We start from the raw sequence: 13128 nt of genomic DNA on the forward strand, positions 1-13128 counted from the left end.
CTTATTATATGAAATTTTTAAACAGTCTGCCAAAAGAAATCTCGATCGATTTGCTGAGTGCGAATGAGGTATTCTAATTGTTTCAGGCGAGTAAAGCCTCTAGACTCAAATGTTCCTCTATCCATATCAATTTGCTGGAAGACATTATATAGTTGTTGGGCACCGCGATGGGCATCCCATTCACATTTGAATCCTGGTAAATTTTCGTTAATTTTATTAAATAAAACCCGGTAGCTGCGGTTATCAGGATCGTGTTTACCAAAGCTCAATTGACAATCTGTAAAGACATCTGCAACTATTTGAGCAATTTGTTTGACTTGATAGTTGCTATTTGTATCGCCGACATTGAAAATTTGATTGTGAATTAGATCGCGCGGAGCTTCTAAGGTACAGATAATTGCTTTGCAGATATCCAATAAATGCACTAAGGGACGCCAAGGTGTACCGTCGCTATTCATCTTGATTTCTTTAATTGTCCATGCCCAACCGGCTAGATTGTTTAAGACAATATCAAAGCGCATTCTGGGAGAAGCGCCATAGGCTGTAGCATTTCGGAGAAAAGTGGGAGAAAAGCCATCATCAGCAAGGAGTTTCACATCCTGTTCGACAAGTGCTTTGCATTTGGCATAAGCTGTTTGGGGATTGATGGCGGACTCTTCGCTAACGTAGTCTTCAGTGGCAAAACCATAGACACTGCATGATGAAGTATAGACAAAGCGTTGGATTCCGGCTGCTTTCGCCAGTTTCGCTATATGTACTGAGCCTTTGTGGTTGATATCGTAGGTGATATCAGGGGCTAACTGACCTAAAGGATCGTTAGAGAGTTCTGCCATGTGAACTATTGCTTCTACGCCTTGTAGGTCTTCTATTGTAATGTGGCGGATGTCTTTGTTGAGGGTTTTGGCAGTTACCTTGGTGCCGTTATATAGCCAACCTACTTTATAAAAGCCAGTATCTAAACCAATAACTTCATGACCTTGTTGGATCAAGAGGGGAGCTAATAATGAGCCGATATAACCTTCAGTTCCAGTTACAAGTATTTTCATATCCTATAGTGCGATCGCAGTTTGTGGGGGTTTTAATTCAGTAGGAATATTGTCTATAGGTGCTAATAGCAACTTAGCAATGATTGCTTCGCGTAGGGGAGCGGCTTCATCTTGAGTCAACAAAGCGAATAACTTTGCTACTGCTTGTGGGGAGCGATCTATTTTGAGGGACTCTTGCAGTATAGACAAAGCTCCGGCGATATTGCCCACCTGGAGAGGAATTGCTGCTCGTGTCAGACAATAGTTGAAATTTTGGCTGCGAGCTTGGGCGGTAATCTTGGCGCGCTGCTCAATGGGAAAATAGGTATCAGAAATTTCAATCGCATGGCGGATAGCTTTTGGCATCTTTCCAGAAAGCCAATTTGCAGATGTCAATTTTTGGGTATGTTCGCGATAACGTGCCAAAATGCCTGGTTCGTACCACCAATCGTAATTAGCAGCATAGCGTTTAAATATTTCCCAGTCAGAAATTTCAGTTAAGTGCGGGTAATGCCCTCCTAACTGTTCGTAAGCGGTTCGACGAATGACTATTGCAGGTATGGTTACTAGACCACAGACACCAATCTGGGACAGCCAATTTGTCATGATGCCTCTGTGTTCTCCATACACCGAAACTACTTCTCCTGTGTTGATCGTTGCTCCTTTTTCGTTCATATATTCAAAACCGGTACAACCAACCCCAACTGTATCTGGGCAAGTTGCCAGACTTTGCTGGAGGCGTTCATAAAAACCTGGAAGTACACAGTCATCATCATGGAGAACATGCACCCACTGACCGCGACTTAGGGCAATCCCGGCGTTATAATTTCTCGCTCCACCAATATTTTCTTGATTGCGGTAGTAGCGGATTACTCCTCCCCCAATACTATTTACTAGATCGAACAACGGTGTTGTACTGGCATTATCCATTACCAGAATTTCCATCTGCTCTGCCCCAGGCCATTGCACTAAGACGCTAGCCAGACATTCCAGGAGATAATCGGTGCGGTTATATACCGGAATCACTACAGTCCAAAATGGTCGAGGTTTGTCTGGGGTCTGTTACAGGTGGAATTGCTGGAAACTGATAGTCGCCAACAGTAACCTCACTTTGAGGAATCGGGGGAGTAACGAGGATTTCTGGAGTGATGGCAGCATCAAAGTAAGCAGATACGGCTTTGGCATAGTGAGGATTGAGTAAAGTTAATGCCTGACGATACACAGAAATCGCCTCTGCTCTCTTGTTTTGAGCTTGGTAAACCTGACTCAAACGAATGTAGATGTTCCAGTTTAAGGGATTGAGTTTTAGGGCTTGGCGATATGAGGCGATCGCTTCTGACCATTCAGCTTCTTCTTGCAGGATGTTGCCTAAGCTATAATATGTCTCTGGCGAATTTGGGTCAAGAGCGATCGCTTGACGATAATAATTAATTGCTTTCTTCAAATCCCCTGCGATCGTGCAAGAATGTGCAAATTTCTGATTCAAATCCGCGTAGTCTGCTTGTTGAGCTTTTGATAGTTTCCCTTGGGCGTTTAGGGCGTTGCCTAAGTTGACTTCTGCTTCGGCAAAGTTGGGTTGAAGTTCTAAGGCTTTTTGATAACAAGTAACTGCTTCCTCAAACTTACCTTGTTGTTCTAAAGTATAACCCAAGTTATTATGTCTTGCTACTAGCTTGGACTCTAGGTCTATTACATCAGGCAGAGAAGCAAAATCGAAATACAAGAGAAACTTTTGGTAAGGAATATTTTGAAAATTTTTATTTTCTTGCTTAAATTTTGGAGATAATAAAATTAATTCTTTATCTCTATTTCTTTTCTCCATATCGTTCAGTTTTTCTAAAAGCTCACCATCTAATTCTCTGCCGCCATTTCTCGAAAATGCGTTCTTCTTTAACCAATGTGTGTGCCAGAAAATAAAGCCTAAATAATAAGGTGTGATGCCTTGAAATTGAATTGCTTCACAGAATGGAATTTTGGCATTTTTATCGAAAATATTTTGTGGTGAAACTGTCCAATATGCCACATCTCCATCACCAGAAGCAACACATTTTAAATTTGTGTAGTAGTTGGGATCGTTTGGACGTTGATATAAATTTACTCCTGAAAAAAATAAGGCTGTATTTTGCAGAGGATTTTGCTTCAAATAATTATAAATAATTTTTAATTTATCAGGAATACCTATGCAATCGCCGTCGATATAAACGCAAATTTTATACTGCGTCTGACTTAGACCAAAATTAGAATAAAAAACGAAAGAATGAATGTTGTTTACATCCAATTCAACTTGTTCTTTTGTACTAAACGAATAGACGTGAGGTAAGTAATGAAAAGCCCGTATTTTCTGAGGGTATTTTTGTGTAAATGCCTCTATTATTTGAGGAGTTTTGTCTGTACACTGATGAAACACAATTACCAATTCATCAACATAATCAATCCAAGATTCGATCGTTGGTGCCAAAAATTCCTCTTCATTACGAACTCGCATCAGACCGCTGATCCCATCTTGTCGATTTTGTGGCTCAAAAGATGAAGTATTTATAGTAGGATGCTCAACTTGACTAATTGACATAGTTTTTTAGTCCAAAACTCGAAAATTTTTGCTTTTTCCTAAACAAGTCTTTATAAAGGAAGTGATATCAATCTTGAGGCAATTTCTTCACGCAGAGGAGCTGCTTGTTCTTGTGTTAACCACCGGAATAACTTTGCCACTGCTTCCGGGCTACGATCTATTTTTAAAGCTTCTTCTAACCCTTGCCAAACTCCAGCCAGATTCCCAGCCTGTAGGGGAATTATCAGCGATTCTAGACAATAAAGAAAATAATGACTCCGGGATTGGGCGGTAATTTGTGCCGAGTATTCAATAGGAAAATAACTCTTTGAAATTTCAATTGCACGGCGGATGGATATCATCTGTTTCCCAGAGAGTAACAGTTGGCTGGTGACATTGTTAGCATGTTCGCGGTAACGAGCTAAAATTTCTGGTTCACACCACCAATCGTAAACAGAGGCAATGCGTTTATAAACTTCCCAATCGCTTGTATAAGTCAGTTCAGGATGATATACGCCCAATTGTTCGTGTGCTTCTCGACGAATCACTACAGCAGGCATATTCAATGAGTTACTAACTCCAATAATTTGCAACCAATTTTGGGCAATTCCTCGCTGTCCATAGATTTGTTGGCTGAAAATTACTTCCCCTTTTTCGTTAATATTTTCATAACCTGTAAAAGCGGCTCCTACAGAATCTGAAGACCCTTCTAGACTTTCTTGTAGCCGAGAATAAAAACCTGGGAGAATATAATCATCGTCGTGCAGTAAATGAACCCAATGACCGCGAGTTAGAGCAACTCCGGCATTCCAATTTCCTGGCAAACCGAGATTGTGCGGATTGCGATAGTAGTTGATTATTCCTTGTCCGATACTATTCACCAGTTCAAATACTGGCGTTGTACTAGCATCGTCCATGACGATGATTTCCATCTGCTCTTCTCCTTGCCATTGGGTCAATACACTCACAAGGCATTCGAGTAGATAATCTATGCGGTTATATACAGTTACCACCACACTCCAGAAAGGACGCTTATTTGTATTTGCTACGGTTGGAATAGTTGGAAAGCTGTATTCTCCTACAATTACCTCTTTTTGGGGAATTGAGGGCGTGACTGGTGCTTGTTGAGGAATTTCAGCATCCTCACTAGATACTAACGCTTTGGCATAGTGAGGATTAATTAGCTTTAATCCTTGTCGATAGGCAGAAACAGCTTTTTGGAATTGGTTGAGTTGTTGATAAATTTTGCCTAAATTGAGGTATACTTTTCCATCGTTGGGATTAAGTTCTAAAAGTTTTTGGTAGGATGCGATCGCCTCTGCTAATTCTCCTTGTTCTTGCAGCGCCAAAGCCAAGTTATAATGGGCTTCTAACAAATTTGGTTGTAGTGCGATCGCTTGCTTGTGACAAGTAACAGCATTTTTCAGATCCCCTGCTTTTTTCCGGGCAACACCCAATTGATTATTTAATTGTGCATAGTAGATTTCTCGATCGCTGGAGAGCTTACCTTGAGCGTGTAACGCATTGCCCAAATTAGTCTCTGCTTCGATAAAGTCTGGCTTTAACTCTAAAGCTTTTTGATAATAGTTAATTGCTTCTTCAAATAATCCTTGTTGTTGCAGAGTATAACCCAAGTTGTTGTAAATTGGTAATGAATTAGGTAATAAAACTAAAGCTTGCCGATAAGCTTTCTCTGCTTCGGAAAACTGTTGTTGAACTAAATGCAAATTACCTAAACTGAACCAAGTTTTCACAGAATTTGGTTGAATTTGTGAAGCCGCACTTAGCCACTGTTCAGCAGTTTTGAGTTGCCCCATCTGCTGCGCTAACATCCCTAATCCATATAAAGCTTCATGGTTATCGGGTTGTTTTTCCAGAACTTGACTATACAGCAGTTCTGCCTCCAATAAACTATTGTCTCGTTGCTGTTGAACAGCTAGTTCCAGGATTTCAGCTACTTCTGTTTGATTTAGCAATTCAGCTTCATCCTTGTCACCTGACTGATGCTTTTGCACCGCAATTTGAATAAGAGATTTAACTTTAGATTCTGAAATATTTGTAGTATTCATAACCCTGTAGTATCTATAACTATATTTGAATTTGATATTATATTGTTATAGATTACTATAATTTCAGAACATAAGTGATAACTATTAATAAAATATTTTCCCTATTTTTGCCTGTTAATCAAGCAAGGCTATTTAATTAAAATAAGGGAGAGATTTTGTCAACAGTATGGACGAGAAATAAGCTTGAAGCTAGCGATCGAACATTACCAAGTCAAGTAATTTCAGTGCGTACACCATAGGGTTTGCTGTTGGCAAAACCTCTCCCAGAAAAGGTATCGACATTTTCTTGTACAATCAGATTTTTTTTACTCACCCGATTGTTTTGACTGAGATGCTTGTCAATCAAAGTCTGTTAGGAAATGAAACGAGCAATTAGCCTTAAGCAAATTATATTATCGAGCTGAGATCGCTTGCACTCACGTTTGAAAATAGTATGCTTTGTTGAGGATTATTACCGATAGACAAAATATTACCGATAGACAAAGTATTACCGATAGACAAAGTATTTAAGGTGAGAAGAGCGCCATCGCTGGTATCTGTAATGTTACCTCGACTTCCCCAGCCATCTAATACAAGCTTGTCAACACCAACCTGGAAATCTTGAATTACATCAAAGTCTTTTTTCGACAAGGTATCGGTACGTTTGAAAGTAAATGTGTCATTACCTTCGCCACCAATTAAGACATCATTACCACTACCACCATAGAGTGTATCATTGCCTTTACCGCCATAGAGTGTATCATCGCCTTCGCCACCATCTAGCGAATCATTACCTTGGCCGGCGTCGAGGTTATCATTACCTCTTTTTCCAGATAGCTTATCATCCCCTAAGCTAGCATAAAGTTTATCTGCCCCGTTGGTTCCCGTCAGATTATCCTTCCGAATCGTGCCGTAGATAACATCTTTACCCAGGTTGCCGATTAAAGTATCTCCTGCCAATTCAACAGAAGTAGTATTAATTTTGACTATAGTTAAGTTGGTATTGCGATTAAAATTCCGTTCATAACTACCAACAGCACTACCATTGAGGAAATCAGTACCATTGTCGCCATCAATATCATCATCTTTATCACGACTGTCAATTGTGACATTGCGACTACGACCAAATGTTAGATCCCCGATTTGATCGGACGAGACTAATTTACCCTGGATGCCAAAATAATCTAAAACTTTGGCTTTATTGGGATTTGTGGTATCTAATACTAAAAAAGTTGTTGTCGACTGACCCCTTGTTATATTCAACGTCAGGATTTTCAATTTCTTTAGCTGCCAATTTTAAATCTGCTGAAAAATCAAAAGAGAAGCTTTCATTACGACCAACCGCAAAACTAGCAAGTACCTTTGCTTCGCTGTTGGAAGTACCTTCAAATTGACCACTTAATCCCACTACAGCGGACTTAGTGAAAAGTGATGAAAAAGTTGGATCGAAACTTGCTTGAGCCTCAGCAATTGCAGCAGTTATACCACCTTTAACTAAGGTATCTGCCTGAGTAGCAGTTAAAATGCTTGCAGCACTTTCACTATAGTTAGAAAAAGTAGCATCCCCTTCAGCGGTAACAAAATTAGGACTAGGATCGGGCTTGGGATCGGGTCTATTGTTGAGATTAGTTCTACCATTGAAAGAAAGTAACTTTGGAACTGTCAGTGTTAGACTTATTCTTGATGCCATAAAAAACCTGTGTTTATTTTGTGAGTTAACAAATTTGCACGTAAATCTTTGGGGAGTAATTCTCTCCTAATTTACGAGCTAAATCTCTTGATATCCCTAATGAACCTGTTAGCTTTTATCCAGGATTTGCTTCGCTTTTAACAACACTTTGAAATAGGTTAATTGACTATTCCAAGCGGAACGTGGAAGTAGTGGGATTTTCTCTAATTCTTGAGATGGTGATGACTCAAGGTCAGTTTTTTCCGCTGAAATTGTGTTAATTTCGGAATTTTCTGCCATAAATTATTATCTCACGATAGAGTAATAAAGATCGGGTTCTTTTTGCCAACTTTCCGACCACTGAATGCTGTCAGCAGTAAAGTGTAATCGGTCGTTTGCTGGCAATAAAGTATCTGTAGGCTCGACAATTAGCTCAAATTCGCCATTATCAAATGGCAATCCTTGCGCCTTTACTTTGGGAACTACACGCTCTCTCATACCTTGTTTGGCATGAACAAGAGCGCGATGATGACAGTAAGGATTATTACCTCTTTTATTAAAGAAAACATGGGCTGTCCAACTGCAACCCCCACGACAAAGTTCAGCATATTCGCAGGTTTTACAGAAACCCCACAGGTGTTTTGTACCTTCAGGTGTTCCTGCTCCTAGATTGAAGCGTAGTTCTTCTGCACCTTCGATAATATCATGCAAGGTCTGTTCTCGAATGTTACCACCTGTATAGGCAGTAGTTGGCAGTGAGGGACAACCTTTAATCGCTCCGTCAGCTTCTATTCCCAAAGTGGAGAGTCCTGCACCGCAACCTTGCCAAAATGAGAAGTCATCCTCCTTTCCTCGTCCCCGCAACAGTCGTTCATAAGGGCCGTAGTAACCAATGTTATTTCCCGCTTGAAGTTGCACGCCTTCTTGGTAAGCACGACGCGCTACGCGCGCAAGCATAGGGTAGATATTTAACAGTTCGTAGGGTTGGAGGAGGATATCTGCGTTATCGGCTGCATTTCCCATTGGTACAGTTAATTGAACTTGCCAAGCACGAGCACCGGCATCACGAATGCACTCATAGATGCACGGAAACTCTGGCGCTGAGAGGCGATTAATTTGGGTGTTGCAACCAAAAGAAATACCGACTTCTCGCAGATGACTCATGGTCTTAAATGCATATTTCCAAGAGCCTTTCTTTCCCCGCAGGCGGGTCATGAGTTACTTCCAAGCCATCAATAGAAACAGAGACGGTACGAATTCCCGCTTCCTTCATTTTTTGAGCGGTTTCTAAGGAAATGCCATAACCGCCTGTAGTCATACCACATAACATTCCCGCCTCGTTGATAGCTTTGGCAATTTCCAGCCAGTCTGGACGCAGAAATGCTTCACCACCAATGAGAGTAACTTCTTTAATGCCAACTTCTGCCATCTGCTTGACGAGATCCAAAGCTTCTTCTGGAGAAAGTTCTTTGGCGCGCTCATGTCCTGCACGGGAACCACAGTGACTACAAGCTAGATTGCACTTTAAGGTAATTTCCCAAACTGCGTAGCTTTTGCGGTGATGTGTCATAGGTTAACTCTCAATCTCAACCCTCAAAATAACCCTCTTTTGTCAGAGTGGGAAACTCCAATTACTAAAACCCTTTTGCCGCTTCACTTTCCGCTATTTAATTAAAAATAGTTACTGTTAGAAAATAAACTCTCAAAGCTGGATTCATTCAAAGTCTCAGAATTTGGGTGCGATTATTGTTTTCCGAGAGTGGCAAAAGAGGGGTAAACTAACGCATTCTATTTCTTCATCGTTTTATCGGGTTATTGTACTTCTGTTGGACTAACAACTACTCCATATAATGGTTGTATAGGTGGAGTTATTGGCTTTGGATTTGGTTTAGGAATCCATTTACATTTTTTAACTGGTGGTTTTCCACATTCTTCGGGAGGTGAGACTACAACACCATACAATGGCTGAACGACTGTGTTTGAAAGCCCGCCAAAGGCTCCTACTAATTCCTCTTCACTGAGGTCGTCAAACTGACCTAGTTCTTTTAATTCCAAGATTTTAATTGAGGCTGTTTCAAATTCTTCTTGAGAAAAATTATAGCCACCTTCTTCCATGACTTTTATCACTTCCTCAATCTTATCACTCATCAATTGAGTGTAAAAAGCCTCGTCTTTAACTAATCTGATTATGAACTCTTTAACTTTCTCGAAAATTGTTAATGACATAAATTTTACCCCCTTAATTTGAAAGTTGAAGTTTGATTGATGGTAATTGACGATCGCATCAAATAATCCGTTTAGCTAGAAACTTTTAGTGAGTCCACTTGTGTAACTTTTTGTTGCTCGTTTTGGTAAATCTCTCCTAATTTGATGTTGGCTTCCTGGTGTTGGGGATTGAACTCCAAAGCTTTTTGGTAGCAAGCGATCGCTTCTTCTAGCTCCCCTTGTTCTTGCAGTACTACCCCCAAGTTATAATGAGCATCTACCAAATCAGGCTGTATTGCGATCGCACTTCGATAGTAAGCAATAGCAGTTTGCCATTCACCTCCTTCTTGCTGGGCAAAGCCCATCTGATAATTCAATTCTGCGTAATAGGCTTGTTTTTCTGGCGAAAGCTTCCCTTGAGCAAACAGCGCATTCGCTAAATTGATTTCTGCTTCTATGCAGTTGGGCTGAAATTCCAGAGCTTTTTGATATGATGCGATCGCATCCTCCCACTTCTCTTGTTGTTGCAAGGTGTAGCCCAAATTGTTGTATATTGTCCCTGCATCTGGTCGCAAAGCAATCGCTTTTCGGTAAGCTGTTTCAGCTTCTGGTAACTGTCCTTGACCTTGCAGCAAATTGCCTAAACTAAACCAAATTTTCACGGAGTTAGGCTGAACTTGCGAAGCTGCACTTAAATGCTTCTGAGCTTCTTGCAACTCACCTTTGTGCTGTAGCAGCATCCCTAAATTGTATAATGCTTCTGAATAGTCTGGTTGTTTTTCTATTACCTGACGATATAGCTGTTCGGCTGTATCTAGGCGATTAGCTCGATGCTCTTGAAGTGCAAGTTGAAACAGTTCAGCAACATCTTTAGCGTTAAATTGTCTTGGTTTATTAACCAGTTGCAAAATAAAATCTTCCAGCGCTCTGACTGGCTTTAAATCACCATATAATTTATGTTTATTTTCTGCAACTTGCTGGGAAATATATTGCCGATATTTAGCATCTTTCCCCAGACGGATGGCGATTTGGACGTATTCTGATTTATTTGAAGCGATCGTCTCTTCGATACCCATCATCTGTAAAATTGCTAGAGAATGGCGCGATCGCATCAGTTCTCCTGGTAAAGTGACAACCGGAATATTATGAGCAACAGATTCTAGCGTGGAGTTACATCCAGACCAACCAATACTATCTAAGAAGACATCTGCTAAAGCTGTAGTTCCAGCAAACTTCCTATCATGGAGGAAAGACAAAAACAAACAGTGATTTTGATAATCTAATCCTAATTTTGCAAAAGCATGATTTAAGCGCTGGCGAAATTTTTCTGTGATTTCTTCACTTTTGCTTTTAATAAACACAAACTTAGAATTTACTAGCTCTTTAGCAATAGAAGGGAAAACATCATCATGATTAGGCAAATATTTATATAATGACTGACAACACCAGAAGAAAATATCATCCTCTTTTAAACCTATATCTGGTTTCTTAATTTCTTCGGGTGGAATTGCTAAAGGCAGATAATGAATAGATAGATTGGGTAATCTAACTAATTTTTCTGTATAATGTTCTTGAGCATTTTCGGGTTCCATTAAGTCACTGCTCAAGTAATAGTCAATAGTTGGGAGTCCACTAGTCTCAGGGTGTCCCCAAGATGTCATTTGAATTGGCGCTAATCTCAGACAACCCAGTTTGATCGCCATTGGGTCCATCCCAAATTCTGGGAAAATCAGGATATGTAATCGATCTTTTGTAATTACCTCACACCATTGTTCAGTTGAGCGTACACCTTGAACAAATTTATCAAAAGTCTTGGTGGCACTCATTGTTGAGTAATCTTTTTTGTCTCCAGTATAATAACCAAATAATTCAAACTCATTTCGATCTATATTTTCTACCCAACCTTTAATCGGGATTTTCCAATTAGAATGACTAGATAAAAATCCAGAGACAATACCAATACGAACCTTTTGATTTTTATCTAAATTTGGCAGAGCAAGCGGCTGGCAATCTTGGGGATAGCGACTCGACATAATCTGGAAAATCATTTCTCCATAAGTTCGCTGTAAATCTCGGTCATTTAAACCTTGATATGTCAAGTAAAAAGGTTGAAATGCTCCCACAGCTTCAGATGCTTTTGCCCGTTCTTCTTGATTAGTTAATTCATAATGTTTAGCTAAATCTTGCAAATACTGTTGATACTGATTTCGTCTGAATGCAATTTCATCAACATTAGAATAGATAACTGGTAGTTGGCTCATGCAAGCACCAAATTTAGCCATATTATAGTTTGGGTTTACTTTTACGGCTTGCTCAAATGCCTGGACTGCTGCTTCTATTTGGTTATCATCTCTCAATGCCGTTCCCAAGTTGGAATATATATAATCAATATCAGATCGAATTTTAATCGCTTTTTGATAGCATTCTATGGCAGCATCAAATTTATTTTGTGCCCTAAAAATATTTCCTAAGTTGTTATAGGTGATTGCAAAATCAGGTTGAATGCTTAAAGTTTTTTCATAAGCTTCTATTGCTTCTGCAAATTTTCCTTTTTCCTGGAAAAGATACCCTAAGTTGTGATAGGCGTAATGATAGTCTGGTTTAATTTTTAGTGCTTGTTGGTAAGAATCGATGGCATCATTGAATCGCCCTTGTTTTTGGAGTACTTCTCCTAAATTAGTATGAGATGATACCAAATCTGGCTGCAATGCAATAGCTTGGCGATAATATAATTCTGCTGTCTTGAAATCGCCTGCCTTTTGCTTACCTAAAGCAAACTGCTCGTTCAACTCTGCGTAGTGAGCTTGTTCTTCTGGTGACAGCTTACCTTGAATGTGAAGAATATTTTTGATATTAATTTGTACTTCTATGCTGTCTGGGAGAATTAAGAGTGCTTTTTCATAACAGGCGATCGCTTCTTCTAGCTTACCCTGTTGTTGCAGACTAAACCCCAAACTGTTATGTATTGACCCTGCTTCTGGCTGTAATTGCAAGGCTGCTTGAAAAAATTGTTCTGCATTCTGATATTGTTCCTGTTGCTGCGCCAGCAGACCCTAATCCATAGAATGCCTCTGACTGTTGGGAATCTACATCTATAATTTGACGATAAATCTCTTCAGCTTGGGTGAAGCGCTTACTTTGATAATATTGACTTGCGAGTTGGAGAGCATCAGGAATTGTCGTCACGTCGCTTTGCTCCAAATTTAAAATTAACAATCCCCATAAATAAATTTAGGAGCTTATATCCTTTTATTTATGGGCTATAAATACAATCTTTTTTATTTAAAATGTCTTTTGTTCCAATATCTGCAAGGAACTTAGGCTTTTGAAACTTATAACTGATATCGATTGATATCATGTCTGCTTGGTTACTTCTTAAACTTAATTAACAGGAATTTTACTCTTCTCTACCTTTCGGGGGTCTACGAGAAGCTGAAGGCTACGGTAAACTTTTTCCTCTTATGACTATTAGCCCAGAGTTTTAATTCAGGGCAGGTAAATAACACAGGTTGTAATTGGGTTGAGGATTAAATGTTCTAAGTTGTAAAACTTTATTGCAGAAACATTTTTTTAAGACCAAAGGGTGTATTTTTGGTAAAAGCCGAAGGCTCAAATGAGCAAAGAGCCTTCGGC

The 13128-nt window shown here is 39.7% G+C and carries 10 protein-coding genes and 1 pseudogene; all 11 read right to left on the minus strand.

Annotated elements, in window-relative coordinates; genetic code table 11:
- Nucleotides 1-17: 17 nt before the first annotated feature.
- Nucleotides 18-1046: an NAD-dependent epimerase/dehydratase family protein gene (locus NSTCB13_RS08615; protein ID WP_448272006.1), complete on the minus strand. Its 1029-nt coding sequence runs from the start codon at nt 1044-1046 to the stop codon at nt 18-20.
- Nucleotides 1047-1049: 3 nt separating this feature from the next.
- Nucleotides 1050-2051 (minus strand): glycosyltransferase family 2 protein, encoded by a 1002-nt coding sequence (locus NSTCB13_RS08620; RefSeq protein WP_448272007.1) that lies wholly within the window; start codon nt 2049-2051, stop codon nt 1050-1052.
- Nucleotides 2035-3594 (minus strand): tetratricopeptide repeat protein, encoded by a 1560-nt coding sequence (locus tag NSTCB13_RS08625; protein ID WP_448272008.1) that lies wholly within the window; start codon nt 3592-3594, stop codon nt 2035-2037. The genes NSTCB13_RS08620 and NSTCB13_RS08625 overlap by 17 nt, the downstream gene beginning before the upstream one ends.
- Nucleotides 3595-3644: 50 nt before the next feature.
- Nucleotides 3645-5642: a tetratricopeptide repeat protein gene (locus NSTCB13_RS08630; RefSeq protein WP_448272009.1), complete on the minus strand. Its 1998-nt coding sequence runs from the start codon at nt 5640-5642 to the stop codon at nt 3645-3647.
- Between the two features lie 387 nt (nt 5643-6029).
- The gene (locus NSTCB13_RS08635; RefSeq protein ID WP_448272010.1) at nt 6030-6884 is read right to left on the minus strand and encodes a calcium-binding protein; all 855 of its coding nucleotides are present in this window, start codon (nt 6882-6884) and stop codon (nt 6030-6032) included.
- Nucleotides 6820-7311, minus strand: a complete 492-nt coding sequence (locus NSTCB13_RS08640; RefSeq protein ID WP_448272012.1) for a hypothetical protein — start codon at nt 7309-7311, stop codon at nt 6820-6822. The genes NSTCB13_RS08635 and NSTCB13_RS08640 overlap by 65 nt, the downstream gene beginning before the upstream one ends.
- 108 nt (nt 7312-7419) lie before the next feature.
- Complete coding sequence (locus NSTCB13_RS08645) at nt 7420-7590, minus strand: hypothetical protein (RefSeq protein ID WP_322670007.1); 171 nt, start codon at nt 7588-7590, stop codon at nt 7420-7422.
- 6 nt (nt 7591-7596) lie between these two features.
- A pseudogene (locus tag NSTCB13_RS08650) lies at nt 7597-8860 on the minus strand (nif11-class peptide radical SAM maturase 3).
- 242 nt (nt 8861-9102) lie between these two features.
- The gene (locus NSTCB13_RS08655; RefSeq protein WP_448272013.1) at nt 9103-9516 is read right to left on the minus strand and encodes a Nif11-like leader peptide family RiPP precursor; all 414 of its coding nucleotides are present in this window, start codon (nt 9514-9516) and stop codon (nt 9103-9105) included.
- Between the two features lie 71 nt (nt 9517-9587).
- Complete coding sequence (locus NSTCB13_RS08660; RefSeq protein ID WP_448272015.1) at nt 9588-12488, minus strand: tetratricopeptide repeat protein; 2901 nt, start codon at nt 12486-12488, stop codon at nt 9588-9590.
- Entirely contained in the window at nt 12454-12681 is a 228-nt protein-coding gene (locus NSTCB13_RS08665; protein WP_448272016.1) for a tetratricopeptide repeat protein, read from the minus strand. The genes NSTCB13_RS08660 and NSTCB13_RS08665 overlap by 35 nt, the downstream gene beginning before the upstream one ends.
- Nucleotides 12682-13128: the final 447 nt, after the last annotated feature.

This window comes from Nostoc sp. DSM 114160 (genome assembly GCF_053470305.1).

Coding starts and splice junctions, on each gene's coding strand:
- NSTCB13_RS08615 (WP_448272006.1), bottom strand. CDS start 1,046: ATGAAAATACTTGTAACTGGAACTGAAGGTTATATCGGCTCATTATTA.
- NSTCB13_RS08625 (WP_448272008.1), bottom strand. CDS start 3,594: ATGTCAATTAGTCAAGTTGAGCATCCTACTATAAATACTTCATCTTTT.
- NSTCB13_RS08630 (WP_448272009.1), bottom strand. CDS start 5,642: ATGAATACTACAAATATTTCAGAATCTAAAGTTAAATCTCTTATTCAA.
- NSTCB13_RS08640 (WP_448272012.1), bottom strand. CDS start 7,311: ATGGCATCAAGAATAAGTCTAACACTGACAGTTCCAAAGTTACTTTCT.
- NSTCB13_RS08645 (WP_322670007.1), bottom strand. CDS start 7,590: ATGGCAGAAAATTCCGAAATTAACACAATTTCAGCGGAAAAAACTGAC.
- NSTCB13_RS08655 (WP_448272013.1), bottom strand. CDS start 9,516: ATGTCATTAACAATTTTCGAGAAAGTTAAAGAGTTCATAATCAGATTA.